Annotated in this window: 27 protein-coding genes and 2 pseudogenes; 14 read left to right on the top strand and 15 right to left on the bottom strand. The window is 60.4% G+C overall.

What is annotated here, in order from left to right:
• Together NKJ18_RS23160 and NKJ18_RS23155 are read right to left on the bottom strand one after the other, a co-directional pair.
• A pseudogene (locus NKJ18_RS23160) lies at window positions 1-203 on the bottom strand (5-aminolevulinate synthase); the annotation flags it as partial.
• 272 nt (window positions 204-475) lie between these two features.
• The gene (locus NKJ18_RS23155; RefSeq protein ID WP_352759825.1) at window positions 476-1,300 is read right to left on the bottom strand and encodes a universal stress protein; all 825 of its coding nucleotides are present in this window, start codon (window positions 1,298-1,300) and stop codon (window positions 476-478) included.
• A 295-nt stretch (window positions 1,301-1,595) separates the two neighbouring features.
• Here NKJ18_RS23155 and NKJ18_RS23150 point away from each other — a divergent pair, with 295 nt between their 5' ends.
• Window positions 1,596-1,943 (top strand): c-type cytochrome, encoded by a 348-nt coding sequence (locus tag NKJ18_RS23150; protein ID WP_352759834.1) that lies wholly within the window; start codon window positions 1,596-1,598, stop codon window positions 1,941-1,943.
• A gap of 123 nt (window positions 1,944-2,066) precedes the next feature.
• On the opposite strand, the gene NKJ18_RS23145 is transcribed toward NKJ18_RS23150, so the two are convergent.
• The 3 genes from NKJ18_RS23145 to NKJ18_RS23135 all read right to left on the bottom strand — a co-directional run bounded on the left by NKJ18_RS23145 (window position 2,067) and on the right by NKJ18_RS23135 (window position 5,294).
• Entirely contained in the window at window positions 2,067-2,453 is a 387-nt protein-coding gene (locus NKJ18_RS23145; RefSeq protein ID WP_352759823.1) for a translational machinery protein, read from the bottom strand.
• A gap of 680 nt (window positions 2,454-3,133) precedes the next feature.
• Window positions 3,134-3,751 (bottom strand): response regulator FixJ, encoded by a 618-nt coding sequence (gene fixJ / locus NKJ18_RS23140; RefSeq protein ID WP_023830176.1) that lies wholly within the window; start codon window positions 3,749-3,751, stop codon window positions 3,134-3,136.
• A complete protein-coding gene (locus NKJ18_RS23135; protein ID WP_031204847.1) occupies window positions 3,738-5,294 on the bottom strand; it encodes a PAS domain S-box protein in 1,557 nt (518 codons plus the stop codon). The genes fixJ and NKJ18_RS23135 overlap by 14 nt, the downstream gene beginning before the upstream one ends.
• 202 nt (window positions 5,295-5,496) lie before the next feature.
• Here NKJ18_RS23135 and NKJ18_RS23130 point away from each other — a divergent pair, with 202 nt between their 5' ends.
• From NKJ18_RS23130 to NKJ18_RS23110, 5 genes are all read left to right on the top strand, one after another.
• The gene (locus NKJ18_RS23130) at window positions 5,497-6,309 is read left to right on the top strand and encodes a putative universal stress family protein (protein ID WP_352759820.1); all 813 of its coding nucleotides are present in this window, start codon (window positions 5,497-5,499) and stop codon (window positions 6,307-6,309) included.
• Entirely contained in the window at window positions 6,309-8,939 is a 2,631-nt protein-coding gene (mgtA, locus tag NKJ18_RS23125; RefSeq protein WP_352759817.1) for a magnesium-translocating P-type ATPase, read from the top strand. Before NKJ18_RS23130 ends, mgtA begins: the two co-directional genes overlap by 1 nt.
• Window positions 8,940-8,962: 23 nt before the next feature.
• Window positions 8,963-9,418: an NUDIX hydrolase gene (locus NKJ18_RS23120; RefSeq protein ID WP_023835450.1), complete on the top strand. Its 456-nt coding sequence runs from the start codon at window positions 8,963-8,965 to the stop codon at window positions 9,416-9,418.
• Between the two features lie 117 nt (window positions 9,419-9,535).
• Window positions 9,536-9,805: a DUF6455 family protein gene (locus NKJ18_RS23115; RefSeq protein ID WP_352759814.1), complete on the top strand. Its 270-nt coding sequence runs from the start codon at window positions 9,536-9,538 to the stop codon at window positions 9,803-9,805.
• A gap of 39 nt (window positions 9,806-9,844) precedes the next feature.
• Window positions 9,845-10,372 carry a hypothetical protein gene (locus tag NKJ18_RS23110; protein WP_352759812.1) on the top strand — a complete coding sequence of 176 codons (528 nt, stop codon included), beginning with the start codon at window positions 9,845-9,847 and terminating at the stop codon, window positions 10,370-10,372.
• A 123-nt stretch (window positions 10,373-10,495) separates the two neighbouring features.
• On the opposite strand, the gene NKJ18_RS23105 is transcribed toward NKJ18_RS23110, so the two are convergent.
• From NKJ18_RS23105 to NKJ18_RS23095, 3 genes are all read right to left on the bottom strand, one after another.
• Window positions 10,496-11,194 (bottom strand): CBS domain-containing protein, encoded by a 699-nt coding sequence (locus NKJ18_RS23105; RefSeq protein WP_352759810.1) that lies wholly within the window; start codon window positions 11,192-11,194, stop codon window positions 10,496-10,498.
• A gap of 131 nt (window positions 11,195-11,325) precedes the next feature.
• Window positions 11,326-11,793 carry a DUF2231 domain-containing protein gene (locus NKJ18_RS23100; RefSeq protein ID WP_352759808.1) on the bottom strand — a complete coding sequence of 156 codons (468 nt, stop codon included), beginning with the start codon at window positions 11,791-11,793 and terminating at the stop codon, window positions 11,326-11,328.
• Window positions 11,794-11,903: 110 nt separating this feature from the next.
• A complete protein-coding gene (locus tag NKJ18_RS23095; RefSeq protein WP_352759805.1) occupies window positions 11,904-12,137 on the bottom strand; it encodes a hypothetical protein in 234 nt (77 codons plus the stop codon).
• 140 nt (window positions 12,138-12,277) lie between these two features.
• Between NKJ18_RS23095 and NKJ18_RS23090 the strand changes: the two genes are divergently transcribed.
• The 3 genes from NKJ18_RS23090 to NKJ18_RS23080 all read left to right on the top strand — a co-directional run bounded on the left by NKJ18_RS23090 (window position 12,278) and on the right by NKJ18_RS23080 (window position 14,600).
• Window positions 12,278-12,592 carry a PepSY domain-containing protein gene (locus NKJ18_RS23090; RefSeq protein ID WP_352759802.1) on the top strand — a complete coding sequence of 105 codons (315 nt, stop codon included), beginning with the start codon at window positions 12,278-12,280 and terminating at the stop codon, window positions 12,590-12,592.
• The gene (locus NKJ18_RS23085) at window positions 12,592-13,257 is read left to right on the top strand and encodes a response regulator transcription factor (RefSeq protein WP_352759800.1); all 666 of its coding nucleotides are present in this window, start codon (window positions 12,592-12,594) and stop codon (window positions 13,255-13,257) included. Before NKJ18_RS23090 ends, NKJ18_RS23085 begins: the two co-directional genes overlap by 1 nt.
• Window positions 13,258-13,337: 80 nt before the next feature.
• The gene (locus NKJ18_RS23080; RefSeq protein WP_352759797.1) at window positions 13,338-14,600 is read left to right on the top strand and encodes a sensor histidine kinase; all 1,263 of its coding nucleotides are present in this window, start codon (window positions 13,338-13,340) and stop codon (window positions 14,598-14,600) included.
• Between the two features lie 7 nt (window positions 14,601-14,607).
• On the opposite strand, the gene NKJ18_RS23075 is transcribed toward NKJ18_RS23080, so the two are convergent.
• Genes NKJ18_RS23075 through NKJ18_RS23065 form a run of 3 tightly spaced genes read right to left on the bottom strand, consistent with a single transcriptional unit; the run spans window position 14,608 to window position 17,616 of the window.
• Window positions 14,608-16,119 carry an RnfABCDGE type electron transport complex subunit D gene (locus NKJ18_RS23075; RefSeq protein WP_352759795.1) on the bottom strand — a complete coding sequence of 504 codons (1,512 nt, stop codon included), beginning with the start codon at window positions 16,117-16,119 and terminating at the stop codon, window positions 14,608-14,610.
• On the bottom strand, window positions 16,116-16,838 hold the full coding sequence (locus tag NKJ18_RS23070) for an FAD:protein FMN transferase (RefSeq protein ID WP_352759793.1): 723 nt from the start codon (window positions 16,836-16,838) through the stop codon (window positions 16,116-16,118). Before NKJ18_RS23070 ends, NKJ18_RS23075 begins: the two co-directional genes overlap by 4 nt.
• A gap of 25 nt (window positions 16,839-16,863) precedes the next feature.
• The gene (locus NKJ18_RS23065) at window positions 16,864-17,616 is read right to left on the bottom strand and encodes an FMN-binding protein (RefSeq protein WP_352759792.1); all 753 of its coding nucleotides are present in this window, start codon (window positions 17,614-17,616) and stop codon (window positions 16,864-16,866) included.
• A 213-nt stretch (window positions 17,617-17,829) separates the two neighbouring features.
• On the opposite strand from NKJ18_RS23065, the gene NKJ18_RS23060 reads away from it, so the two are divergent.
• From NKJ18_RS23060 to NKJ18_RS23050, 3 genes are all read left to right on the top strand, one after another.
• Entirely contained in the window at window positions 17,830-18,348 is a 519-nt protein-coding gene (locus NKJ18_RS23060; protein WP_352759790.1) for a cytochrome b, read from the top strand.
• Window positions 18,349-18,352: 4 nt separating this feature from the next.
• On the top strand, window positions 18,353-19,048 hold the full coding sequence (locus NKJ18_RS23055) for a VIT1/CCC1 transporter family protein (protein ID WP_352759787.1): 696 nt from the start codon (window positions 18,353-18,355) through the stop codon (window positions 19,046-19,048).
• Window positions 19,049-19,215: 167 nt separating this feature from the next.
• Window positions 19,216-19,431: a DUF1858 domain-containing protein gene (locus NKJ18_RS23050; protein WP_023673746.1), complete on the top strand. Its 216-nt coding sequence runs from the start codon at window positions 19,216-19,218 to the stop codon at window positions 19,429-19,431.
• Window positions 19,432-19,434: 3 nt separating this feature from the next.
• On the opposite strand, the gene NKJ18_RS23045 is transcribed toward NKJ18_RS23050, so the two are convergent.
• The gene (locus NKJ18_RS23045) at window positions 19,435-20,136 is read right to left on the bottom strand and encodes a Crp/Fnr family transcriptional regulator (protein ID WP_352759784.1); all 702 of its coding nucleotides are present in this window, start codon (window positions 20,134-20,136) and stop codon (window positions 19,435-19,437) included.
• A gap of 151 nt (window positions 20,137-20,287) precedes the next feature.
• Here NKJ18_RS23045 and NKJ18_RS23040 point away from each other — a divergent pair, with 151 nt between their 5' ends.
• Window positions 20,288-20,725 (top strand): pseudoazurin, encoded by a 438-nt coding sequence (locus NKJ18_RS23040; protein ID WP_352759782.1) that lies wholly within the window; start codon window positions 20,288-20,290, stop codon window positions 20,723-20,725.
• A gap of 101 nt (window positions 20,726-20,826) precedes the next feature.
• Window positions 20,827-22,001 (top strand): annotated as a pseudogene (locus NKJ18_RS23035) (NnrS family protein).
• 49 nt (window positions 22,002-22,050) lie between these two features.
• Here the strand turns inward: NKJ18_RS23035 and NKJ18_RS23030 are convergent.
• The 3 genes from NKJ18_RS23030 to NKJ18_RS23020 form a co-directional block, all read right to left on the bottom strand.
• The gene (locus tag NKJ18_RS23030; protein WP_352759779.1) at window positions 22,051-22,920 is read right to left on the bottom strand and encodes an SUMF1/EgtB/PvdO family nonheme iron enzyme; all 870 of its coding nucleotides are present in this window, start codon (window positions 22,918-22,920) and stop codon (window positions 22,051-22,053) included.
• Window positions 22,921-22,972: 52 nt separating this feature from the next.
• A complete protein-coding gene (gene nirK, locus NKJ18_RS23025) occupies window positions 22,973-24,079 on the bottom strand; it encodes a copper-containing nitrite reductase (protein ID WP_352521923.1) in 1,107 nt (368 codons plus the stop codon).
• A 328-nt stretch (window positions 24,080-24,407) separates the two neighbouring features.
• Window positions 24,408-25,106 carry a CBS domain-containing protein gene (locus tag NKJ18_RS23020; protein WP_352521924.1) on the bottom strand — a complete coding sequence of 233 codons (699 nt, stop codon included), beginning with the start codon at window positions 25,104-25,106 and terminating at the stop codon, window positions 24,408-24,410.
• Window positions 25,107-25,156: the final 50 nt, after the last annotated feature.

Raw genomic sequence — 25,156 nt, 5'->3', positions numbered from 1 at the left:
AAAGCGGCGATGACATCGGGGTTCTGGCCCATGCCGAGATAGTCGTTGGAGCACCAGACGGTGATTTCCTCGGCGCGGCCGTTTGAACGCCAGATGGCGCGCGGAAACTTGCCGACAATGCGCTCGAGATCGGCGAAAACCCGGTAGCGCCGCTCGGCGTGGAGCTGGTTGATCGCTTCCTCGAAGAACCGCTGATAGTTCATGTCGGCAATCCCTATTGCTGTCGAGCAATCCGTTGGTGCCGCCACACCATGCCCGCCGCCTGGATTTTCATCCGTGGCCCAAGGACAGTGCGGCGGCCCCTTACCAAGTCTTGTCGTCTGCATGATGATCGCTCTGCGCGCCCGCGTTTGCCCGCGGTGTCTTGCGCCCTCAATCAGCGGCTACGCTCAACTTGGCAAAGGTAATGTAGCTGTTCGCCGGAAAGGCCAACCTTGATCCATGTCAACGTCAGGGAGCCAAGACGCCTTATTGCTTAGTTCGAGATGAAGCGGTGCAACGATCCGCTGCGCAGCACTGAACGCGTGACGCCGCCAAAGGTCATTTCACGGACACGGCTGTGGCCATAGCCACCCAGGACAATCAGATCAGCGGCATTCTCCCTACCAATCTGGAGGAGCAGGTCCGCCGGCTCGGAGAAGTGCGCATCCAAAACTTCCGATCTCGCCTTCACCCCGTGGCGTGCCAGGAAGCGCTCGACGTCCGCAACATCGTCCGGAGGCGCGGCGTTTCCCCTGTTTACGGATACGACCACAACATTTCTGGCCTCGACCAGAAAGGGCATTGCGTCCACGACAGCGCGGCGTGCTTCCCGCGTATCGTTCCATGCTATCAGGATGCTTTCAGCTCTGATCGGGGCAGAGGTTTCCGACGCCACAAGTATCGGGCGGCCGGCTGCAAGAATGAGACTTGCCGGATCCAGCATACGATGATGGTCGACGATCAGGTCAACCGCCGGCGAGCCAGTTAGGATCAGGTCGGCGGCACGCGCATTGAGTGCGAGCTGGCGAGTGGGATGTCCTATTTCTCCGCGCCACGAGGCGCGATTGCTGCCGTTGACCGTGCTCAGGAATTCCTCTCTCAAACAGTTGAGGCGGCCCTCTATCTCCTCCGCCTGACACCACAACGCCTTGGTCGCGGCCTGGTCATCGGTGCCGGTTGGCATGACAAAATGCGGCTCCGCTGCACAGAATCCGATCAGATCGGCATTATGTCGTTGAGCAAGATCCCAAGCCATGGAGATGCGTGGCGCAGCGATGGTGTCCACGTCCAGTTGAACCATGATCGTTTTGAAAGCCATCGCGGTAGCCCCTTTGTGTTCAACCGAGCTAGCCACGAAGAACGGGCAGCGACCTTGATGCGTGTCAAACGCGGGAACGATATCGGCAGGCCCGATAGCATCTGTTGATCCGGATCAACGACTTGGCGACGAACAGTGTTAGCGTCGCATGACGAACACTTTTGTTTGCACCAATCACAATGGAGTGCCGATCATGCTGACCCATCCCCGACCGTCGCAATTCGGCATGCAGCAATCGAGGACGCTGCGGCGAAGACAGTCGCGTAAATCGAAGGGCGCAACCATGAGCAGCAATATGGGCAAAGGGCGTTGCTGGCGGTGGTGGTTTCGATCGGTTTGCGCCCCTGCGGTGGTGTTGGTTGGTTCCGTGCTGCCCGCACAGGCCAACAGCCTGACGGAACGCGGTCATACCTTGGTCGAGTTCAATTGTGCCCGCTGCCACTCCATTGGAAAAACCGATAAAAGCACCCATCCCGACGCACCGGCGTTTCGCACCTTGTCGAAGCGCTATCCGATCGCGGATCTCGAGGAAGCCCTCGCCGAGGGAATTTCGACGGGCCATCCAGACATGCCCGAATGGGTTGCGAGCCCTGACCAGATCGAGGCGATAATCGCTTACATCGGCAGCTTGCAGCAACCGTGATCGAGGTCATAGGCGCAGCGACCGACCGAGCCTGACAGATCGCAGCGCGATCGGAGTTTATCCAGGTCGCTCTGTACCATGTAATCGACCTTGCAGTCTCCATCAGAGCAACTCCAGATGGAGCTAGCGCAACATCCGGTCAGCGGCACGGAAGAACGACCGCGCGTGCGCCACGATCTGGGCCTCCGTAGGATGTTCCGCGGGTTCAACACCGAGAATGCGGTCCTTCAAGTGCGCATGGTGGTCGCGGATATGCCTGGCCAGCTCATCCTTTGCCGATCCTGGTCCCACGATCAGCCATTCCTTGGCCGGCTGCAGGGCGTTGACCACATCGTGGTAGAAGGCTTCGTTTTCCGGCGCACGCTTGCCGTCGATGCTGCCTGCCTTGTTATGAGTCTGATGATGCGCCAGCGTAGTGGCAAGCCTCACGCTTTCGGCTGACTCACGATTGAAGAAAAACACCTTGGCTTCGCGATGGTCGAGCCAAGCGACGGCATGTTGGGTCTGCATGTCTTAACGTCCTTGAGTTATTGTTGATGAGCGCAATTGTCGCGCTCGAATGCTTCACGCGGATTGGAACTCCAGCGTTGCCAGGATCGAGCCGGGTTTGATAACGGCATTTGCTGCGGCGACAATCGTCGCGCGGCCACCTGCCGGCGCGACAATCTCGTGAAGCGCGTCTTCGACGCGAACTCGGCTATTCGCTCGCTGGCCTTGATTGTGTCGCCGCTGGCAATGAACCGACGCTCCGGTATATGCCCTCGGGCAACATACTGGACGCCCACAGCGCCTCGTCGACCTTGATGTTCTGCATCGCAATTCTCCTTTGAAATGGAACGATAGACTGCTCGACGGAAGCGTCTTTGATCAAGATCAAGGCAGGGTGCCGTCTTGCGGACAAAAGTTCAGCAATCCTCGAAAATGATCCATGTCAAAGCGCGCTGCGCTGTTTTCCTCAAAGCTAAGACGATGTGGAACCCAATCCTAAGCGCACCGTATGGTCGCGACCTCGAACTCGCCGTCTTCGACGAAGAGGGGACGCATGCACTGGTATTTCCGTGCGTAAGGAGTCGAGAAGGCTGGAAGAACGCCACCACCGGCGCCCGTGTTGACATCCGGCCGACGCACTGGCGCGAGTGGGAGTCTGAGAAGGTTCAGGCCAGAACTGGCAATCCTTTAGAAGGTTCTCCCTAGGGTCTGGATTCCACGATCAACGCCATGCGCACAAGATGTGATAGACTGCCGGCGCCCATCTTGCTCATGACATTGGCACGATGGATTTCGACTGTACGCGGGCTGATTCCTAGGTCATAGGCGATCGTCTTGTTCGGCAGACCCGACACGAGCCCGTCGAGGACCTGCCGCTCGCGTTCCGACAAGGTCGACAGACGCCCGCGGATATCGGCTGACTGCGGATGCGCCGCATTGAGCTGATTGCGGTTGGCCAGAGCGGAGTGAATCGCTTCGATCAGCATTTCATCGTCGAACGGCTTCTCGATGAAATCGGAAGCGCCTTCCTTCATTGCCTGAACGGCTAGCGCCACATCGGCGTGGCCAGTCATGACGATGACCGGGATTCTATGCCCGCCTGCTCTGAGCTGGCGCAGGAACTCGATGCCGTCTATGCCCGGCATGCGCACATCGGTAACAATGCAGCCGTCGAGACTGCCCGTCGCCGTCGAGAGGAAAGCTGTGGCCGATTCGTGCAGGCGTACAGCGAAGTCTGCCGTGGCCAGCAGAAAACCGAGCGACTTGCGAACGTCGACGTCGTCGTCGACCACGTGTACCACCAGATCACTCTCGGCCATTTGTGACCTCTTCCTTATCTACGATGCGCAAGGTGAAGCGGAAAGCGGTCCCGCCGGCCGGCATTGCCTCGGCCCATATATGACCACCGTGCGATTCCACGATGGTGCGGCAAATGGAAAGGCCGACACCCATGCCTTGCTTCTTTGTGGTGACAAATGGCTGGAACAGTTGAGCCGAGACCTCCGGCGCGAGACCTGGGCCGGTATCGATCACGCTTACCTCTGCCATCCCATCATCCCGAGCAACGGTTGTGACTTTCAATTCGCGGCGCGGTGCATCCTGCATGGCCTCCACCGCGTTGCGCATCAGGTTGAGCAGAACCTGCTGAATCTGGATGCGGTCGGTCAAGACCAGTTCGGCGGCAGGGTCAAGCTTGTAGCTGACGAGGACATTTGTCTCCCTCGCACCGACCAGGGCCAGCGATGAGGCTTCCTCAATCAGCGCTGGCAATCGTTCGACCTGACGCTCGCTTTCGCCCCTTGCAACAAAATCCCTGAGATGACGGATGACGTCTCCTGCCCGTAGGGCCTGCTCAGCTGCCTTTTCCACGGCATCCCGCAGCATAGGCGCGTTTTCTTCCGTACTCTTCTCGAGCAGCCGACGACTGCCTTTGAGGTAGTTGGTGATGGCGGTAAGCGGCTGGTTGATCTCATGCGCAAGCGTCGAGGCCATTTCGCCGAGTGCGGTAAACCTCGCCATGTGAAGCAACTCCTGCTGCTGCTCCTGGATTCTTGCTTCCGCCCGGTGGCGTTCAGTCAGGTCGCGGCAAAAGCCGGTAAAGAAGCGTCCGGTTCCAGGATTCATTTCGCCGACGGAAAGCTCCATCGGGAAGGTCGAACCATCCTTGCGCATCCCGGTGACGGTGCGCCCGAGCCCGATAATCCGGCGCTCTCCGGTGGTCAGGTAGCGAAGCAGATAGGCATCATGCTCGTCGCGGTAGGGCGGGGGCATCAGCATTTTCACGTTTTGGCCAATGACCTCACCTGACTGATAGCCAAACAATGTTTCGGCGGCTGTGCTGAACGATTGGATCCCGCCTTGCTCATCGATGACGACCATTGCATCCGGCACTGTTGCCAGGATCGATCGTAAATGGTCCTCACGCAGCCGAAGAGCTGCGTTTGCAAAGGAGAGTTCGCTGACATCCGTGCCTTCGATGAAGATCGCGGTGATACGGCCATCGTCGGACTTGATGGGCTGATAGACGAAATCAAGGATGCGCTCTTCGAGCGGCCCGTCGGCCTTGTTGCGAAGGCCGACCTTTACGCCCTGGCCTCTGTATGGCTCGCCGGTCGTGTAGACCTGGTCCAGATGCCCGAAAAACTCATCTCCTTCGAACTCGGCAAAGGCTTCCCGGACTGACTTTCCAATCACCTGCCTGTTGCCGATCAACCGCTGGTAGGCGGCATTGGTCAGTTCGAAAACGTGACCCGGCTCGCGCATGAGCGCGATGAAGCCCGGAGCCTGATCGAACATCCGCGACAAGAGGGCTTTCAGTGTCGTCCCACCGGGCGACAAACTGAGCGCTTCGTCTTTGATCACCTGAAATTCCTGGGTTCGAGACGGTGCTACCGGGGCTACCTATCACTTCTCATCGCACAGGCAAAACAGATCGCGACGGCGGTTCCGCAAGAGATTCCGTTGGTAGGCGCAATTGGCGGGTCTTTGACGCGCATCAAGGCACCGGACGCTGACGAATGCGATCCATCACGCAATTGCGCCGTTTCATCGAAAGGCATCCGCAATGTCCTACAAGTCAATTATCGTAAACCTCGCCATCGATGGGGCTCCTGCGCCCATTGTTCAGGTTGGGATCGAACTTGCCGAACGATTTGGAGCGCATCTGATCGGCCTGGCGGCCGCTGACGTCCCGCCTCTGGTCGCAACAGGCGACGGCATGGTCTACGAGGGCGAGGTCATGCAGATCCAACGAACGGAAATCGAAAAGCGGCTCGCCGAATTACGTGACGTGTTCGAGACGCTTGTCCCAGCTTCGATCACAAGCGAATGGGGGCAAGCGGTCTGCAGTCCAACCCGCCTGCTCAGTGCAAAAGCGGCCGCGACCGATCTCATCGTCACCGGTGGTGGCGATGGAGACAATGTCTTTCGCGCTGTCGACATTGGCAGCCTAGCACTCGGGACCGGGCGGCCAGTTCTGGTCACTGCCGGCAATATGGAGCATATCCGCGCGAAAACCGTGCTGGTTGCCTGGAAGGACACCAGGGAGGCACGGCGGGCGATAGCCGATGCACTGCCGTTTCTGGCCAAGGCGAACGAGGTTGTCGTCGCCACAATTGACAACAGTCGTGACGAGAGCATTCGTAACAGCCTCGACGATGTCGCCGCCTTTCTTGGGCACCATGGCATCAAGGCGCGAACCGAGTTGATCTCCGGCGAGGCTGATGGCGCCCGGCTGGTGACTTTCGCACGCTCGATTCACGCGGACCTGATCGTTTCGGGCGCCTACGGCCACAGCCGCTTGCGGGAATGGGCGTTTGGCGGCGTCACCCGCACGCTGATCGAAGAGAGCGGCATCAGCCGCTTCCTGTCGTATTGATGACAGGCGAAGCTGACCAGCAATCCGTGCCGCCGGACGGCGCCGCTTATTGGTCGATCGAGACTGATGACCTCCTGCGGAGCCTCGAGACGTCGCCATCGGGGCTTGCCGCCTCCGAGGCCGCATCGCGGCTGGCAAAATTCGGTCGAAACACACCGGCGTCGAAGTCGAGCGCGTCGGCCATGGTCATGTTTGCCCGCCAGTTCCGCAGCCCGCTTGTCCTGATCCTCATTTTCGCAGCCAGCGTGTCGGCTTTCGTCGGTGAGGGCCAGGAGGCTGCGATCATCGGTGCGATAGTGCTGGCAAGCTGCATCCTGAGCTTCACCCAGGAATATGGCGCGTCGCGGGCGACCGAGGCCCTGAAACAGCGTATTTCGCGCAAGGCCATTGTGTTGCGTGACGGCGTCGAGTGTTCGATTGCTGCCGAAGACATCGTGCCGGGCGACGTCATCCGGCTTTCAGCAGGAAACCTCATCCCCGCGGACGGTATCATTCTGGACGCGCGCGATTTCAATGTCAGCGAGGCCCTGCTGACCGGTGAAACCTTTCCCGCGGTGAAGACACCGGGGCGGTCGGGGCCAGAGGCTTCGCTTTCCCAGCGCACCAATGCAGTCTTCACGGGCACATCGGTTCGCAGCGGTACCGCGACTGTGCTTGCCGCGGCGACAGGCGCCCGCACCGAATTCGCATCGATCGCCGCGGCCCTGGAGCGAAAGATCCCCGAAACGGGGTTTGCCCGGGGGATAAGACAGTTCGGCTATCTGATGACCGAGATCATGCTGGCGATTGTCATCCTGGTGTTCTTCGCCAACCTGATGCTGCATCGACCGCTGATTGAATCGCTGCTGTTTTCGCTGGCGCTCGCGGTTGGCCTCACGCCGGAACTCCTTCCGGCCATCATCAGTGTGACGCTGGCTCGAGGGGCTCGCGCGATGGCTGCCAATGGCGTCATCGTGCGCCGTCTCGATGCTATCGAGAATCTGGGCAGCATGGACCTGCTGTGCACCGACAAGACCGGCACGCTGACGGAAGGCGTCATCCACCTCGACGGGTGGCTCGATGTCGATGCCAATCCGTCAGCCGACATCCTGCTTTGGGCCCGTCTCAACGCGACCCTGCAGACCGGACTGAAGAACCCGCTGGACGAAGCGATCGCCGCTGCGCCGGGCGAGGGCGCATCGTTTGCTGCCTTCACGAAGGTCGATGAGATTCCTTACGATTTTATCCGCAAGCGCCTATCCGTTGTTGTGCGGAGCAAGGATGCCGGAGATCTCCTGATCACCAAAGGCGCCGTGCAGAATGTTCTCCAGACCTGCGGCTCCGTCTGCACGGCCAGGGGGCTGGAACCCCTCGATGCAACGCACCGTGCGGCGATCGACGACAAATTCCGGCGCTGGAGCGCGGACGGCTACCGCGTGCTGGGTGTGGCGATCCGTCGATTTGAGAACCGGAAAGCGTTCAGCAGGAAAGATGAGATCGAGCTCGCCTTCGCGGGCTTCCTGCTTTTTCTCGACCCGCCGAAGAAAGGCGTCAGGGAGACACTTGCCGAGCTCGCCCACCGCGGCATCGCGGTAAAGGTCATTTCGGGCGACAACCGTTATGTTGCCGCGCATCTTGCGCAGGCGGTCGGCCTGCGCGCCGACAGGATCATGACCGGCGAGGCGCTTTCGAAATTGACCAAGAGCGCGCTTTTTGCAGGCGTGCAGCACACCGATCTTTTCGTCGAGATCGATCCCAACCAGAAGGAGCGCATCGTTCAGGCCTTGCGGAGCAGGGGCCATGTCGTTGGTTACCTTGGCGACGGCATCAATGATGCGCCCGCCCTCCATGAGGCTGACATCGGCATCTCGGTCGACACCGCTGTCGATGTCGCGCGCGAGGCCGCCGATATCATCCTCCTCAAGCAGGATTTGGGCGTGCTGGTGCGCGGCGTCGACGATGGCCGCAAGACATTCGCCAACACGATGAAGTATATTTCAATCACCACCAGTGCCAATTTCGGCAATATGATCAGCATGGCTATCGCCTCGCTTTTCCTGCCTTTCCTGCCGCTTCTGGCAACACAGATCCTGCTCAACAATTTCCTTTCCGACGTTCCTTCTCTCGCCATCGCAGGCGACAACGTGGATCCAGACCAGCTGCGCCGGCCGCGCCACTGGGACATCCGTTTCGTGCGGCGGTTCATGATCAGCTTTGGCCTGGTCAGTTCGCTGTTCGATTTCGCCACGTTCGCGTTCCTGCTGTTCGTCGCGCACGCCACGGCGGCTGCCTTCCAGACGGGCTGGTTTGTCGAATCGTTGCTGACAGAGCTTGCGATCGTGCTCATTGTGCGCACGCACAGAGCTTTCTGGACCAGCCGTCCGAGCCCATTGCTCGCCTGGCTTACGTTGGCTGTCGGGGTTGTCGCGATCATCATCCCCTATCTGCCGTTTGCTGCCTGGTTCGGCTTCGTGCCTTTGCCGCTGCCCGTGCTTGCCGGGCTTGTCGCAATCACTGCGCTCTATGTCCTGGCCTCGGAGGCGACCAAGCGCTGGTTCTTCGGGCAAGAGAGCCGCCAGTCGCGCCGGAGGAGGGCGGGGCAGCTGATCGACGGAGAGCTCAAGCCTCACGTGGCCTATCCGAGATCATAGGCCATGAGGGAAGGCTTCAAGCGATGATGAAAAGAAGCGCGGGCATTCTGCCCTTTCGCAGATCGATCCATGGGCTGCAGGTGCTGCTTGTCCATCCAGGCGGCCCCTTCTGGCAAAGCCGAGATCTTGGCGCCTGGTCCATCGCCAAGGGCGAGTACGGTGAAGGCGAACTGCCGGAAGCGGCAGCGCGGCGCGAATTCCAGGAAGAGACAGGCTGGGAGCCCAAAGGGATCCTGCTCAATCTGGGAGAGTTGCGCCAGCGAAAGAGCAAACTCATTGCTGCTTTCGCGCTTGAAGGCGATTTCGATGTCGCGACCTTGCGCAGCAACATTTTTGAGATGGAATGGCCACGACGCAGCGGCCGCATGCAGTCATTTCCCGAGGTGGATCGCTGTGCATGGCTGGACCTAGATCTGGCCCGGGTAAAACTGCTTGCCGGTCAGCGGCCCTTTATAGACTGGCTCGTCGCTTCTGTTTAGCGCGGCATGCTCCCTTTCCAAGGGCTCAGAGGTTGGGAAGGATGCCGCCTCTTGATCGAGATCAACGCCGCTGGCCGCCAGCATGGCAATGATGGCGAGTAGGCAGGAGTGATCAATATGAGCTTTCTCGATTACCTGATTTCGGTCGACGCCAGAACGGCTCTGATGGGTCGCATGATGCGGACGCTCGGCGTCAACAGACATTTGAAGGTCGTGGCAGACCATGCGGCAGTCACCAATCGGGCGGTGAACCGCTGCCGTGCCTGCGGCCATCAGGATGAATGCTCGGCTTGGCTTGACGATCATCAGCAAGCCGATGCTCCCCCAGATTACTGCCGCAACAGCGACCTGATCGCACGACTGCAGCACGCAGCCGGCCAACGGTAGTGCATCAATCAGGTCAGCCTTGAGGGCGTCACGACTTCAATGGACGATCTGGTCTTTCTGGAAGCATTTCTGCTCTTTGTGGCACCAGGGCCTACCAACGCCCTTTTGATGGCCGCTTCGGTCAAACGACAGAATGCGATCAAGCTCTTGGCCGCTCAGGCATGCGGATACGGGATTGCATCCGGGTGCTGGTTTTCGCTGCGTCCCGTTGTGTCGCCGGATGCCATTCAGATACTGAGGCTGGTTGCAGCCGCATGGCTCGTGTTTCTTGGCCTGCGTCTCATGGCGAGTGCCAGGATCAACGTGTCCCAAAACGGCGACGCCATTTCTGTTGTGGCGACCAGTGCCCTGAATCCGAAGGCCTTTATTTATTGCCTGGCTATCGTGCCGATTGACATCGAACCGCGCGCGCTGGGGATCTTCTGGGTTGCGCTCCTGGCGATGACAGCTGCCACGGGATCAGTGTGGCTTTTGCTAGGTCGGCGCTTCAGAGGAAGCAAAAGGACGGCAGAGAGAGTTGCGGGCACCGCGCTTCTTGCATTCGCCCTGCTGCTCTTCGGCCATTGATACTTTTAGTCGCAGTCTGAGCGCAGCGAGGCATGCACGAGACCTGGGCATATCCTTGATGCTGCGTTGAAAGCCGAGGGCACGGCCGCTCGCGACAGTAACTCGGTGGTGGTCGTATCACCGCTAAGAAACAAGTATGACGGACACGGGATCGGCGCAGAAGAGATCATCCTTGACCGCTTTGGCGCCGGCGACGTTTTCCGCCGCAACAATAGCTGCCTGCCGCTCACGTTCGTCGAAGATGGCGCCGCTTAGTTTCACCACGCCATGTTTCACCGTCACGTTGATCAAGTCCTTGGCGGCCCATTTCCGCGACGCTAGCTCGGTCATGATGTTCTGCCGAATCTGTTCGTCATCGATGGCTGCAGCGGCCGCATCCGGAAGCACGCCGAGCGATGCCCGCAGAACATCAGAGCGGGTGATGATGCCGACGACTTTCCCATTGTCGACGACAGGAATGCGTTTGATGTGGTGACGCGTCATGAGATCAACGACCTCGGCGAGCGATGCGGTAGGGGATGCCGTGACGACATCTTGCGACATCACCTCCTCGATCCGTCGCCCATTGGCGCGGACATATTCATCGGCCGCCTTTCCGGGGCTGACGAGAACCTCCAGCCAGCGCGAGCGCTTGCGCTCCGTGCCCAGTTCTCCGCGACGCAGGAAATCGCCCTCGCTGACGATCCCGACCAGGGTGCCGTCGCCCCGGATGACGGGAAAGCCGCTGATCTTTCTGAAGAGCATCATCGCGGCCGCCTCGGCGATCGATGCGGACGGGTCGATGCCGACGACTGGCTTGCTCATTATGGCTGCGGCTTGCATGTTCGCTCTCCGGAGTTTCTCCAAACCTCCGGCGTCTTAGGCTCCACATGCACGAAGCGCCTTGATCTGAATCATTTTGCTATCGAGGCATATGGTCCAGAGTTGGGGTCGCGAATGACGGGCGCCTGTGGTCAACCAGCAATAGCGGTCTTGGCGACATTCACGCCAAGTTCGTAGACAAGCAATCCACCATAGTAGGCCGTCGCAGTGACCAGAATTGCTCCGCAAATTTCGATCAAAGGGATGGCGATCGTGACAGCCCGAAACTCGCGATTCCGGGCCCAAAGTGCAAGCCTCACAAGTCCCCAGATCAGGAAGGCAAAGGCAGTGATACCCCCCAGGCTTTCGTGGATTCCCGCGATATCGCTGCTGAAGCCGGCCGCTTCGGCGTGATCCAGGGCAAGACCGCCGAAGAACCAGGTCCCAAGGGCGAAGACTCCGGCGGCCAGGGCCACAAACGTAGAGATCGTGCCGGCGCCTGATTTCCTTGTGACGGAGCTGCCGCGTGCCAGCGCCACAAGGTCGATAGCCGCAAGCGTGTAGATCAGAACGATAGGAAAATGGACAAGAATTGGGTGGATGTGTTGAATGGGGACCACGAAGGCTCTCCAGAATTGGTTTGGGACTTTGGATAATTGCCAGCCTGGCAGCGAGCCTTGGCCGACGACGTTCGCGCGGGCTGTCGCGGGCCACGCACTGCGACGAGAGATCAGTCGTTTTCGTCGGCCTCGTCGCCTTGGCGGCCTTCGCATGCATCGTCATCACTCTTGATGGCTTTCGGGGTGGTGGCGTCCTGCATCGGGATGGCCTGCAAGTCGATCGGGCCTGACGGGGCAACGGACGATGGCGCCCCGCATGATCCTTCGCCGGATTCAGCGGCAGCCGGCAGGACAAAGATCGTGAGGCCTGCAAGTGCTGCAAGGACAAGCATGGAATTGCGCATGGTCTGGTATCCTTCTCGGCGCGGCCATGATTGGACGCGATAATGCCTTGATATGGACCCTTCGCTTGCTGCGGGCTGAGGATGATTGACAGCAAATTGAAAGCTTGAACGTGCGACATGCCTTGCCGATGAAAAGCCGGTTGCAGCGTTTGGCGGTGCTGGGTCTCGCTGGACTTGTCCTGGCCATGCCTGTCGCTGCCCGTGCCGATGAGGACGATGACGGCGACCATGACCGGGCGCGCGATTTGTACGAGCACGGCGAAATCAAGGGCCTTGCCGATATACTGGACATTGTCCGCGCCAAAGCTCCCGGCGATGTCGTGGCGGTCGATCTCATCCGCAAGGCCAATAAATGGGTCTACCGGTTCCAGGTCGTCGGTGCCGATGGCCGGCGAAGGGCCGTCGACGTCGACGCGGGTGCCGGCGTCATCATGCGCGATGGGAAGGGCGACTGATGAAGATCCTCCTCGCCGAGGACGAGCCCCGTATCGCTGCCGATATCGCGACTGCCCTCAAGGCGTCCGGAATGGCGGTCGACGTCGCAAAGGATGGTGAAGCTGCCTGGTTCGCTGGCGATGTCGAGAATTATGATGCTGCGATTCTGGATCTCGGATTGCCCAAGCTCGATGGCCTCACGATATTGAAACGTTGGCGGGCCAATGCCCGCCGTTTTCCGGTTCTGATCCTGACCTCAAGGGGGATGTGGACCGAGCGCGTCGAGGGCATCAACTCCGGTGCTGACGACTATCTTCCCAAGCCTTTTGAAATGGAAGAACTGCTCGCCCGGTTGCGGGCCATCCTGCGTCGCTCGGCAGGGCAGGCGGCACCCGTTCTGAGGTCCGGCCCTCTGCTTCTGGACACGCGCCAGATGCGGATATCACTGCGCGGTATTCCCGTTTCCCTGTCGCCGCTGGAGTACCGGCTCCTGGCGTTTCTGATGCATCATGCAGGACGGGTGGTGGCGCCGACCGAACTGGCTGAGCATCTTTACGATTCAGGCAACGACCGCGATCCGAACGCGATTGAGGTCATTGTAGCGCGATTGCGACGGAAGCTCGGCAGCGATGTCATCGAGACAAGGCGAGGGTTCGGGTATCTGATGCCCGACGATGCCGCCTGATGGGTAACTCGATCCGCTTCCGGCTGTGGTTGGCAGCAACCATCTCGATTCTTGCCGCACTGGGCATCGCCGGCGCCGGCTTGCGCTATCTGTTCGAACTTCATGTGGAGAGGCGCGTCGTAGGCGAACTGACGGTCGACCTTAATGAGTTGATCGGCGCAACGACCTTCACAAGTGACGGCCACCTTGTCGTGACCCCGGTGCTGACCGATCCTCGGTTTGCCAATCCACTGTCCGGCTACTACTGGCAGGTGGAGGACATCGCCACCGGCAGCCTCGAGCGTTCGCGATCACTGTGGGACGCCAAGCTGCTCCTGCCTGCCCGCAGCGCAAGTGGTGGGCTGCGAACGGTCGAGGAGTTCACGGGCCCGGGCGGAGAACTCACCATTGCGGTCGAGCGCACGATCATCGATGCCGGAGGCCGATCCTTTCGTGCCATCGTGGCGGAAGATCATCGAACCGTTGAGGTGTCCGTAAGCGAATATGTTCGTGATCTCGCTCCGGCTCTCCTGATGCTCGCAGCAGTCCTCATGGCCGCGTTTTTCATCCAGATCACCATTGGCCTTGCGCCGTTGGAGACCTTGCGGGCCGCCGTCGTAAGCGTGATTGCGCAGCGAACGGAACGGCTCGATGTGGTGGCACCAAGCGAAGTGCAGCCGCTCGCGGACGAAATCAATCGTCTTCTCAATGCCCAGGAAAAGGCTCTTGCCCGAGCCCGCTCGCGTGCCACTGATCTGGCACACGGCCTCAAGACGCCGTTGCAAGTGCTGTCGGCCGATATCCGCGCGTTGCGCAAGAAGGGCGAGACGGACTTGGCCGATGAGATCGAGAAGAGCGCCGGAGCGATCCGGCGCCATGTCGAGCGGGAGCTCGCGCGCGCCCGCCTCGCGCCAGGCGTCTCCGGCAAGGCATCCTGCCTGGTGTCGGAGGTAGCGACTGGCGTCATTGCCGTCGTCAAACGCACGCCAAGCGGCAAGCAGCTTTCATTCAAGATGGACGTCGCGGCAGAACTAGCGGCGCCAATCGACGAAGGCGACCTGTCTGAAATCCTCGGCAATCTGGTTGAAAACGCCGCGCGCTACGCAAAGTCGTCAGTCCGTGTCGATGCATCCTCCACCGCTGACGAGGTGATCGTCACTGTCGCCGATGATGGCCCAGGTATACCGGATGCCGATCGGGAGACCGCTCTGTCGCGTGGCGTCCAGCTCGACAGCAGGGGTGGCAGCAACGGCCTTGGTCTGGCCATCGTTTCCGACATTGTCGAAGCCTATGGCGGACGCCTTGCCATGGCCAACGCCGAACCGGGTCTGGTTGTAACCATTTCCTTGCCGCGACACAGTTGAGCGTGCTTCAGGCAAAGCCGGGGAAATAGTCGACCTTTATCTTCGAGCGGCGAATGCCCATGGCCAGCAGTTTCTGACGCAGCGCCTTGACCATCGCCTGCGGGCCGGAAATGTAGAAGGTGCGCTCGAGGTAGTCGGGTATGGCCAGACGTATCAGGCGCTCATCGATGTATCCGGGATATTGGCCGCGCTCGCCACCGCGCGCTACTGCGTGGATAGTCTTGATTCCAAGTTCCTGCCTGGCGGCGGCAAGCACGTCGCCATAGGCCATGTCCTGCTGGCCCTCGGTTCCGTACAGGATGACGATCGGTCGCCGCTCCTTGCGGTCGAGGAGATATTGCAGCATCGAGCGGAACGGCGTGATGCCGATGCCTCCGGCCAGGAAGGCAATCTTGGTTTCACGTTTGGCGGGCAGTGTGAAATTGCCGGCCAGTTGCGCGGCGTGGATCATGCTGCCTGGCTTCATGGTCATCAATTCGCGCTTGAAGGCGCTTGATTGCGGATAGAACTTGACGCCGAGGCGGACCGTTTCCTCCGTAGGCGCTGATGCAACCGTGAAATAACGGCGGTTGCCGCGATTGTCGGCATGATCGAGCCCAAGCGTCCATTCGAGATACTGGCCGGCCTCAAAGGCGAGCTTGCGCGGCGACCGGAAGACGAAGTCATACCTGTCGACGGCCGATTGCTCGATGCGCTCCAAGGTCAGCACAAAGCGTCCCTTCGGGCCAGCCGCATAGGCGAACAGGTTGCCGGCGAGCAGCGCCAGTTCCGGTGTGAAATAAAACGAGCCGATATGGATGCTGGGAGCGAACAGGGAGCCGACGATGGCGGCAAAGGCGATACGCGGCCAACGCATCGTCGGTGCGGTTAGCGGCTCGGTCAGCATCACAAAGGCAAAGAACAGCAGAGGCGACGAACCCAGTGTCTCCGCAAGCGCGGTCCAGTACTGCGATGGGTCCGTGGTTGCCAGAATGGTCGCCAGCGCCACGGAAACGAAGGTCGAGACAAGATCAAGCCGGCGTAATTTCCGCACTATGAGGATGCCGCCGACGAGGACCAGCGGGAGCAGCGGCAGATTGCCGCCAACCCACCAGGTGGCTGGTTGATCGAGCAGCAGCGCGGACAGAGCCACGCCCAGCGCAGCTGGATTGAAAAGATGCTTTTTGCCGATGGCGAGAATGAATTTGGATGAAATCGCCCAGACGGACGCGAATGCCACCGCCACGATCCCCTTGATGTCCGTGGTGCCTACCGGATCGAGGATGAGCACCAGGATGAGCGCGGTGATGTAGACAGACTCGTTGTTGGCCGGGACCGCAAAGATACGCGCAAAAGTCTTGTTGGTAAGCCAGCAGGCGGCCAACGCCAGCGCTGTCGTGAAGGCGAGCGCAATCGGATCATGTGGCACCAGCTTGACGAAGCCGAGCACGAACGCCGCCCCGACCAGCGCCATCAGATAGTAGAGGACCAGCCGATACATGGTCAGGTGATCGAGAAATCGGTCGATGATCTTGATCATGGCAGGCAAAGGGCTCCGAACCCGGTTGTCGGCGTAGCGCGGCCATTGGCGTCGACGACATATCCTTCGAGGCCTGGCGTCTGCTCGATGAAGAGTATTCCGACCCGCCCCATGGCGAAGGCAGCAGTCGCGAAACGATCGGCTTCGAGCACATCGGCGCCGATGACGGTCAGGCTGACGATGTCCTGGATCGGACTGCCAATTCCATGCGGGTTGTAGATGTGTTGACCGCGCACATAGGTGCCGGAGGTCGCGACACCGCGACCGCGGGGATAGACCACCCTTACGATCTCGTCCGCGTTGAAGGGATTGCGGATGCCGACGCTCCAGTCATGGCCCGAGGCATTCCTGCCGCAGGACTGGACGTCGCCTCCCGCTTCGATGAAGAAATCGCGGATGCCGGCTCGCTGAACGATGCCTGCCGCGTTGCGGATGGCCCAGCCCTTGACGATGCCGGAAGGATCGAGCGACCCGTCGGGCTTGCGAATATCGAAGTATCCGTCCGTCTCGTCTTTCGTCTGTTGGGCGAGAGCGAACACTTCCGTCATCTCGCCGCTCCAGTCGACGACCGGAACGTCGCCGCAGTTAATGGCCGTGATCTCGCTGTCGGCCCGGTATGTGCTGAAGCGCCGGTCGATGTGCTCGAAGTAGCAGAAGACCGTCTCAATCAGCTCACCGGTCGACGCGCGGCCGACGTCGACCGTAATGGGCATGCCCATCAAAATGCGCGTTTCACGCATGGAACTAGGACGACGCTTTCTTCAGCGCGCCGCGCAGCGACTGAATGAAAGCCCTGCTGGTCAGCGTCGCGCCCGAAATAATGTCGACATTGGCGCTTTGGGCGCTGATCGCCTCGTCGCGCAGCATGGGCAGCGCCTGCCTGTTGATGTTGATAGAGGTGCGGCGGTCGGATGGGTATTTCAGCACCTTCAGCGCCGTAAGCTGCCCGCCCTTTACCAGGGCCTGAATCTGGATGATGCCGTAGTAGGCATCGGCCGTGGGGCCGGTGTAGACGCCATCGGCATAGCCATGTGCGGCGAGCTTCATGCCCACCCGGACGACGCGTGCCGGCCTCGGCTGCGGGACAGGTATGTAAATGGCGGGCGTTACGGCAAATGAAGGTGCTGATGGCGCAGGATCGGTGACAGCCGGCGCCACTGGCTGCGCCGGTGGCGTTGGCGACGGTTGTGATGCCATCGGAACCACTGTCTGCTTGACGGGATCATTTGGCTGTTCGGTGGGCAGCGCTATGCCAGCCGTCGTTTCCCGGGCAATCGGGAACCTTGTTCTGAACTGGCGTGAGGGCGTCGGCAAGGTCCGAAGCACCGGCGAAGCAGCAGCGGGTGCCGGCTCTTTTGGCTGCACGGAAGGCGCTTCGGCTGCGTTGGCCGGCAGCGCTTCGCCAAGCATATCGTTTGCCGGATCCTTGCCGGCCTGATCCCAGACATAAGCGCCGGAGGCGGCAATTACGAAAAGTGACAAGGCAATCTGTTTCATCGGAATTATGCTTCCACGTTGATTTCTCGCAGGCGGTCGATCGGGTCCGCTTTGAAGGCAATATCCCACGACCAAGCTGACAACTGGCTGTCAGCCTAGGTCGGCTGCGAGGTGTCCGTGAAAGCGCAGGGCAACGGGAATTGATTTGTCCTAGATCAAGATTGTCGCATAAGCAGCGAGGTAGGAAGGTTCTGTCAAACGAGATAGCTGCCTATGACTGTGGCCAACGAGCCGGCCGGATACACCGGAACCCAGATAGTGCTGCATTGGACAATCGCGGTGCTGATCGTTCTTCAGCTTGTAATCGGTGAGGACATCAAGCCGGCCTACCGAGCGTTCTCGCGCGGCACCGAGCCGGCAGCTGGCGACATCCTTAACGCGAACATTCATGTCTATGTCGGTTTAGCCGTTCTGGTGCTGGCGATCTGGCGGATTGCAGTCCGCCTACGGGATGGTGTGCCCGCGGCGCCTCCCGAAGAAAGCGTCCTGCTGAAGCGGATTGGTGCAGCCGCCCATTTCCTGCTGTACCTTTTCATTTTCGGGATGCCGATTACCGGGGCGTTGGCATGGTACTTCAGCTTTCGAGCTATGGGGGAGATTCACGAACTCGCCAAGCCGGTGATCATCATTGTCGTCGGCCTCCATGCCGCAGCGGCGCTGTGGCAACACTTCTATATGAAATCCGACGTGCTGGTCAGGATGCTGCGACCTTCTGGGCGGCGCGCGCCGTGATGCCATGAGCCGGCTGCACAATGAAAACCACCTTGTATCGCGGGTCGGCTGGCTGCGCGCCGCCGTTCTTGGCGCCAATGACGGCATCGTCTCGACGGCCAGCCTGATCGTTGGCGTGGCCGCAGCAAGTGCCGCGGCCTCCAATGTTCTGGTGGCCGGCATCGCTGGACTGGTCGCCGGTGCGATGTCGATGGCGGCCGGCGAATATGTCTCGGTCAGTTCACAGTCCGATACCGAACAAGCCGACCTTGCTCGCGAGAAAGGGGAACTGGCGACGCAGCCAGATTTCGAGCGGCAGGAACTTGCGGAGATCTATGTCAAACGTGGCCTGGAGCCAACGCTTGCCTTGCAGGTCGCCGACCAATTGATGGCGAAGGACGCGCTCGGCGCCCACGCTCGTGACGAACTCGGTATTTCGGAGGTGACTACGGCCAGGCCAATCCAGGCCGCGCTCACCTCTGCGGCGGCCTTTTCGGTTGGCGCGTCCATGCCATTGGCGATGGTGCTTGTTTCGCCGGCCGCCTGGCTTGCCGCCACGGTGTCAGTTGCCTCACTCCTGTTCCTGGCCGTGCTGGGCGCCATTGGCGCCAAAGCCGGCGGTGCCAATGTGCTGAGGGCAACTGTTCGCGTCACATTCTGGGGAGCATTGGCCATGGCGCTGACCGCCGGCATTGGCGCTGCGGTTGGTACCGCCATCTGATCCGGTTGTCCGGCGTTGATCTCTGTCGATGACCAACACCATTCCTCGCGCAAAATAGTCCTGCTCAGAGAGCGGTTCATCGCATTTGCTGTGAAGTTGCGTAAGCGCAACGAAGGCAGTCCGAGCCGGATTTATGAAGAAGGCTTCGCAAATCGCGGAGGGTCATCATGAAACAGTGCAGCTCGATCAACCCCGATATGGTCGTCGACGAAATCATGAGGAAATGGCCGGCAACGGTCGCTGTGGTATTGAGACACAAGATGCTCTGCGTCGGCTGTCCGATAGGCACTTTCCATACGGTGACCGAGGCGTGCCTGGAACATCAAGTCGATGAGGGCGACTTTCTGGTCGAACTCGAATTGGCCATTCGAGGTGAACGATGAAGGTCAGTCCTTTTCCCGGTTCTCGGCCAGAACCACAAGGCGATGCGCATCTTTGACCGTGACCCTCTGGCGCCCGCTGACAATTATTCCGTTCTCTTCCCATTTGCTGAGCAGCCGGCTGACGGTGTGCAGCGTCGTTCCCGTCATCTCGGCAATGTCCTGCCTCGAAATCGGGAAATCGATTTCGATGCCGCTGTCCGTTTTTCGGCCGGTCTGGTTCACCAGTCGCAGAAGCGCATGCGCAACCCGCTGCTCCACCTGTTCCGTGGACATCTCCACCACCCGCGTCTGCGTCTCCTGCAGCCTGCTTCCAACCGTCTTGTAGGTGGCTGCCCCAAACACGGGGAAGCGTCGGGACAGATCAGGCCACAGGGCGTTGGCCCAGGCCAGCACCACGCAGTCGACAGCCGCGACGGCACTTGCGGGATAGGTCGTCCGGCCAAGGGCTGCGGCGACGCCAAAGATCTCGCCTTCGCTGATGTATCTGGCGATGACCTGCTGTCCGTCCGGCGTGGTGCGGACCACCCGTATGTGCCCGGCGATCAGCACGAAGAAGGAATGGGCTTCGGCTTCCTGCGCGAAGATCGCTGCCTCCTTGGCATAGCGAGACGATCGTGCATTTCGCAGGATCTCGCTCTGCTCGTCCGGCGTCAGCCCCTGGAAGAGCGGCAGCTGCGAAATCAGCGATCGGTCCAGCGCAGCCAAGCGGATCCCTCACGGCTCTACGGTTCCGCATCAGTCGTGCGGGAGACCTTTCTTATCCCGAGTTTGCGCCAGCGCAAATTGTCGCCGGCCGCATCAGGCTAAATGGCATGGAACGGCGCAATGCCGCGAAGACGAAACAAAGGACAAATCGATGAAACTCACCATCCTCGCTGCCGCAATCTCGATCCTGGCACTCGCAAGCGGCGCAAGCGCTGAAGAGCATGTGGTGCAAATGCTCAACAAGGGCGAAAAAGGCGCAATGGTTTTCCAGCCGGCCTTCGTCCAGGCGGCACCCGGCGACACCGTCAAGTTCGTGCCGACCGACAAGACACACGACGCCGAGTCGATCAAGGGCATGCTTCCGGATGGCGCTGAGCCTTTCAAGGGCAAGCCCAGCGAGGAAATTACCGTCACGGTGACAAAGGAGGGCGTCTACGGCGTCAAATGCGCGCCCCACTACGGCATGGGGATGGTCGCACTGATCGTTGTCGGCAAGCCGGTCAATCTCGATTCCGCCAAGGCGGTCAAGCATCCTGGGAAGGCAAAAACGGTGTTCGCCGACCTGTTCACCCAGGTTCCTGCGAACTGACAGCAATCGATACAGGCATGCCTGCCGCAAAAAGGGCGGGCACGGGCCGGACGGACCGAGGGCGGCGGTTCATCCGGCCCTGTTCATTTGAGGATACAGTCATGGGGATTCCACGCCTGCAGGCCTAGCTGGGCCCGCATTTCTTTCCTACGGGTTCAGGCCCTTCTTTCTCCTCGGGTCGCTGTATGCCGCGCTGTCCATTCTGCTTTGGCTGCCGATCTATGCCGGCGAACTCGATGCCCACAGTGCGTTCGTTCCCGTCGACTGGCACATTCACGAGATGCTGTTCGGCTATCTGCCGGCGATCGTTACCGGGTTCCTGCTGACAGCCATTCCGAACTGGACGGGCCGGCTGCCGGTGCAAGGCCTGCCCCTGCTGGCGTTGGTGGTCCTGTGGCTTGCCGGACGTGCCGCGGTCTTCCTCTCGGCGGATATCGGCTGGGAAGCGGCAGCCGTGATCGACAGTTCATTTCTGCTTGCTGTCGCAGCCGCTGCGGCACGCGAAATCGTCGCGGGACGGAACTGGCGCAATCTCAAGGTGCTGCTGCCGCTTGCCGTCCTGGCCGGCGCCAACGGCGCGTTCCATATCGAGGCTCACCTTCACGGCACATCCGATATCAGCCGCAGGCTCGGCATGGCTGCGGCGATCATGCTCATTTCACTGATCGGGGGGCGCATCATTCCAAGTTTCACCCGCAACTGGCTCGTCCGCGAAAATCCTGGGCGGCTGCCTGCGCCGTTCGATCGTTTTGACGTCGCATCGCTTGTCATCTCAGCCATTGCGCTGGCTGCGTGGACGCTCGCTCCCGACCACGAAGTGTCGGCAACGCTCGTGGCCGTCGCGGCAGTCTGCCAGGCATGGCGTCTGTGGCGTTGGGCTGGCGAACGCACGTTGCGGGATCCGCTGGTGCTGGTTCTGCATCTTGCCTACGCCTTCGTGCCGATCGGTCTTGCCCTGGTATCGGCGTCGATCTTCTTTCCCGATGCCGTGCCGGCGGCGGCAGGACTTCACGCGCTCGGGACTGGCGCGGTGGGCTCAATGACGCTTGCCGTGATGACCCGCGCGACGCTTGGGCATACCGGGCAAAAGCTTAAGGCTGGGAAAGGCGCCTCGTTCATCTTCGTGACCGTCCTTCTGGCGGGATCATTGAGAATCCTGGCCGCCTTTGTGCCGTATGGCGTGATGATCGACATGGCCGGCACCGCATGGGTGGCGGCATTTGCAAGCTTCATCCTGATCTACGGAACCGCGTTGATGACGCCAAAGGCACAGTGAGGCGACGGGAGTGCAGGCGAAACGCGATGGAGCGGACGCTTCTGTTTTTTCACGCAATGCCGAGGTAGCCGAGGAAACGGTTCGCCCATCCTCGATGTTCCCGGACCAGCCTGAACCCCAGGTTGTCGGGAGGCGTTCCGACGGCACAGCCGCCGCTTTTTCCGTCGCTGACGAAGTTCGACATGTAGGCTCGGTGAAGCCCTTCAAGGACGTGGACGCCGCAATTGTCGACCGAACTCTCGACGCTGGTACCATCAACAGCCAACGTGGTGCGGACATAGCAGGTCGAAGTCCACTCCCAGACGTTGCCGGAAAAGTCGGCGAGGCCTAAGGAATTCACACCAAAGGAGCCACGGCTCCTGGGCAAGGGGTCCGGTTTGCGATTGAGGTCCACCTCGGCCTTGTAGCTGGTGAGCCAACGCCTGGCGGGATTGTTAGTATCGTTTTCGACACCCTCAAATTCCCCTGCGAACCGCTCGGCCGCGGCAAACGCCCACTCCTCATCGGATGGCAGCCGCCAGTCGTCGCCTGTCGCCTTCGAATACCATTGGGCGTAGGCATTGGCGTCGAGATAGCTCACTCCGGTGGCGGGAGCATCGGGCGCGATCGCGTGCGTCTCCTGTGCGGGCTGACAGCCGCCAGCCGCCACACAGCTCGCATAGTCTGACGCGCTGACCTGATAGGTCATGATTTCGATAGGTTTATTGAACTGTCGGCTGAGCCGCGGATTTGCTTGCGGGCGCCCATTCCTCAGGAACTCGCCCGGCAGGGGATATGTGATCGAACCGGGGACCAGGGTAACTGTCGTGGCGGCAGGGTAGGACTGTCGATGTCCGTTCCGGCCGATGGCAGACAAGCCCATCGGAACCGTTGCAGCCGCCATGGCGACCGAGACAACCTTGACGATGAGAGGTGACATGTCTGTTGTCCGTGCCCGGCCAGCGACGCTGTCCGGGCAATTTGGAGTGCCGTCAGTTGGTGGCGATGGGTTTAGGCGCCTCGACCTGCGTCATCAAATCATCATTCCACTCGCCCTCGACCATGAAGTGAGCGGTCGCCCCGAGTTCCACGGCTTCGATCAGATTGTGGTTGACGTACGCGTAGACACCGGGCTGCAGGAACGTATAGAGCGCTGACCCCGCGGAGCCGCCGCGGATGAACCAGGTTTCCAGATCCTTGGCCGGCGGATTGGCGAATTTGCCCTGTTCCCAGACATAGTCGCCGTGACCACCGATCAGATGCGGCCGCGTATCGCGGTTGGCCTGCGAATGGACGATCAACACGGTCTCGCCGACCTTCGCCTTCATGGCGTTGTCGCCGGTCAGCGAACCGACCTTGCCGTTGAACACCACGTGCGTCGGGATCAGCCCGCGCATGACCTTGACGATATCGTCATACCCATCACCGGCCGATTCGTAGCTCTTGAAGTTTCCCTTCTCATCGCGCGGAATATAGAAGTCGCTCTCGCCGATATAGAAGATCTTGTCGTATTTGACCGGCTCGCCCTTGTCGTTCCTGAGCCCGTCGCGCGGCAGCACCATGATGGCGCCATTCATGCCGGAGACGACATGCCACGGGATCATCGGTCCGCCGGGAGCACAGTGATAGACGAAAGTTCCCGTTCGGGTTGCCTTGAAGCGCAGCGTCACCTGTTCGCCGGGATTGATCAAGGTGAGGGCGCCGCCGCCCAGCGCACCCGTCGCTGCGTGAAAATCGATGTTGTGGGCTAGCGAGTTGGTGTCGGGATTGATGAGCGTCAGCTCGACATAATCGTCCTGGTGGACGACCATCAGCGGGCCCGGGATCGAGCCGTTATAAGTCATTGCATTGAGCTGCGTCCCGTCGGCGTCGATGACCATCGGTTTCTCCTCGATCGTCATGGTGAGTTCGACGACCTTCGGACCGCCTTTGGCGATCTGGTCGTGCGGATGCACAAAAGGCGGTGCCACGAGCTTGACCTTGTCGCGGGGAAGTCCTCGAATGTCGGCTTTCGTCACCGTTGCCGACAGTGCGGGCAGTGCCGCCACGGCGGCAGCGCCAATCGCTGCTCCGAAGAGGGCTTCGCGTCGCGTGATCATATCAATCTCCTATCTCAACCGTTGCGGATGAGCAGAAGCTAACTGACCTGACGCAGCGTTTCTTTGCGCTGGCGCAAATTGGTGAGTGTTAATTGGAGCAACAAACAGCCTCGACTGCGGCAATCTTGTGCGTCAAGAATGGTCGAGCAAGTCCCGCTCGGTTTCGAGCTTGGCGATGGACGGGCGTCTTCGCTGCCGACAGCGTGCTCGCCAACCATGACGGGCGCTATACGCTGGAGGAACTCGCCGACAGCCTCATGTCTAAGTGATGTGGGAAGGGAGCAGAACCCAAAGGGACGCTGCTTGGCGTCCCCGCTTTTTTCCGCAGCTATGAAACCATCACCGAGAGCGGATCTGTACGGAGGAAGAGGCTGTCCTTGACTTGTCCGACGCCGGCAACGTTCTCCGCCGCAACGATCGCGGCTTTCCGTTGACGCTCGTCGACAATCGCCCCGGTCAGTTCGACGACGCCGTCGCTGACCCTTACATCAATCAAGTCACCGCCGCCCCACGATTGTCCCTGCAGCTCGGCAAGTACGGCCTTGCGGATCAGGTCGTCATCGGGTGGCGTGGTGCCCTGTTTCGGCATGGCGCGGATCAGGACAGGCAGCAAATCAGTTCGCGTGATGATGCCGACGACCCTGGCCCGATCGACAATCGGCACATTGTTGATGCGGTGTTGCATCATCAAGTTGACAATCTGTGCAATTGAGGCGCCTGGAGACGCCGAAATGACGGCTGTGGTCATCACCTCATGGATGATCCGTCCGTTCGAGCGCGCATAGTCTTCGGCGACTGTGCCCGGGCCAAGATCAAACTCCAGCCAGCGCGGACGCACACGCTGGGTCCCAAGTTCTTCTCGGCGCAAGAAGTCGCTTTTGCTTACAATTCCAACGAGGGCACCGTCGCTGTCGGTTACCGGGAGGCAGCTGACTTTGTTTGAAAGCATGAGCTCGGCCGCTTCGGCGATCGTCGCGTTCGCATCCGTCGTGATAACTGACTTCGTCATGATTGCTTCGGCTCGCATCCTTACCCTCCTGATCTTACGTCGGCCGACGATGGGACATCCCGACCCGC

Origin of the sequence: Mesorhizobium sp. M0217, assembly GCF_040321955.1 — a bacterium.
GTDB lineage: Bacteria > Pseudomonadota > Alphaproteobacteria > Rhizobiales > Rhizobiaceae > Mesorhizobium.
Note: the sequence above shows the minus strand (reverse complement) of the source record. Positions and strands in the feature narration are given on the sequence as shown.

Excerpts from the sequence above, each read along its gene's own strand:
- NKJ18_RS23110 (WP_352759812.1), top strand. The coding sequence starts at position 9,845 with ATGGACGATCTGGTCTTTCTGGAAGCATTTCTGCTCTTTGTGGCACCA.
- NKJ18_RS23120 (WP_023835450.1), top strand. The coding sequence starts at position 8,963 with ATGATGAAAAGAAGCGCGGGCATTCTGCCCTTTCGCAGATCGATCCAT.
- NKJ18_RS23055 (WP_352759787.1), top strand. The coding sequence starts at position 18,353 with ATGAGCCGGCTGCACAATGAAAACCACCTTGTATCGCGGGTCGGCTGG.
- NKJ18_RS23065 (WP_352759792.1), bottom strand. The coding sequence starts at position 17,616 with ATGAAACAGATTGCCTTGTCACTTTTCGTAATTGCCGCCTCCGGCGCT.
- nirK (WP_352521923.1), bottom strand. The coding sequence starts at position 24,079 with ATGATCACGCGACGCGAAGCCCTCTTCGGAGCAGCGATTGGCGCTGCC.
- NKJ18_RS23095 (WP_352759805.1), bottom strand. The coding sequence starts at position 12,137 with ATGCGCAATTCCATGCTTGTCCTTGCAGCACTTGCAGGCCTCACGATC.
- NKJ18_RS23155 (WP_352759825.1), bottom strand. The coding sequence starts at position 1,300 with ATGGCTTTCAAAACGATCATGGTTCAACTGGACGTGGACACCATCGCT.
- NKJ18_RS23070 (WP_352759793.1), bottom strand. The coding sequence starts at position 16,838 with ATGGGCATGCCCATTACGGTCGACGTCGGCCGCGCGTCGACCGGTGAG.
- NKJ18_RS23060 (WP_352759790.1), top strand. The coding sequence starts at position 17,830 with ATGACTGTGGCCAACGAGCCGGCCGGATACACCGGAACCCAGATAGTG.
- NKJ18_RS23030 (WP_352759779.1), bottom strand. The coding sequence starts at position 22,920 with ATGTCACCTCTCATCGTCAAGGTTGTCTCGGTCGCCATGGCGGCTGCA.
- NKJ18_RS23085 (WP_352759800.1), top strand. The coding sequence starts at position 12,592 with ATGAAGATCCTCCTCGCCGAGGACGAGCCCCGTATCGCTGCCGATATC.
- NKJ18_RS23150 (WP_352759834.1), top strand. The coding sequence starts at position 1,596 with ATGGGCAAAGGGCGTTGCTGGCGGTGGTGGTTTCGATCGGTTTGCGCC.
- NKJ18_RS23040 (WP_352759782.1), top strand. The coding sequence starts at position 20,288 with ATGAAACTCACCATCCTCGCTGCCGCAATCTCGATCCTGGCACTCGCA.
- NKJ18_RS23020 (WP_352521924.1), bottom strand. The coding sequence starts at position 25,106 with ATGCGAGCCGAAGCAATCATGACGAAGTCAGTTATCACGACGGATGCG.
- fixJ (WP_023830176.1), bottom strand. The coding sequence starts at position 3,751 with ATGGCCGAGAGTGATCTGGTGGTACACGTGGTCGACGACGACGTCGAC.
- NKJ18_RS23145 (WP_352759823.1), bottom strand. The coding sequence starts at position 2,453 with ATGCAGACCCAACATGCCGTCGCTTGGCTCGACCATCGCGAAGCCAAG.
- NKJ18_RS23130 (WP_352759820.1), top strand. The coding sequence starts at position 5,497 with ATGTCCTACAAGTCAATTATCGTAAACCTCGCCATCGATGGGGCTCCT.
- NKJ18_RS23115 (WP_352759814.1), top strand. The coding sequence starts at position 9,536 with ATGAGCTTTCTCGATTACCTGATTTCGGTCGACGCCAGAACGGCTCTG.
- mgtA (WP_352759817.1), top strand. The coding sequence starts at position 6,309 with ATGACAGGCGAAGCTGACCAGCAATCCGTGCCGCCGGACGGCGCCGCT.
- NKJ18_RS23075 (WP_352759795.1), bottom strand. The coding sequence starts at position 16,119 with ATGATCAAGATCATCGACCGATTTCTCGATCACCTGACCATGTATCGG.
- NKJ18_RS23050 (WP_023673746.1), top strand. The coding sequence starts at position 19,216 with ATGAAACAGTGCAGCTCGATCAACCCCGATATGGTCGTCGACGAAATC.
- NKJ18_RS23105 (WP_352759810.1), bottom strand. The coding sequence starts at position 11,194 with ATGCAAGCCGCAGCCATAATGAGCAAGCCAGTCGTCGGCATCGACCCG.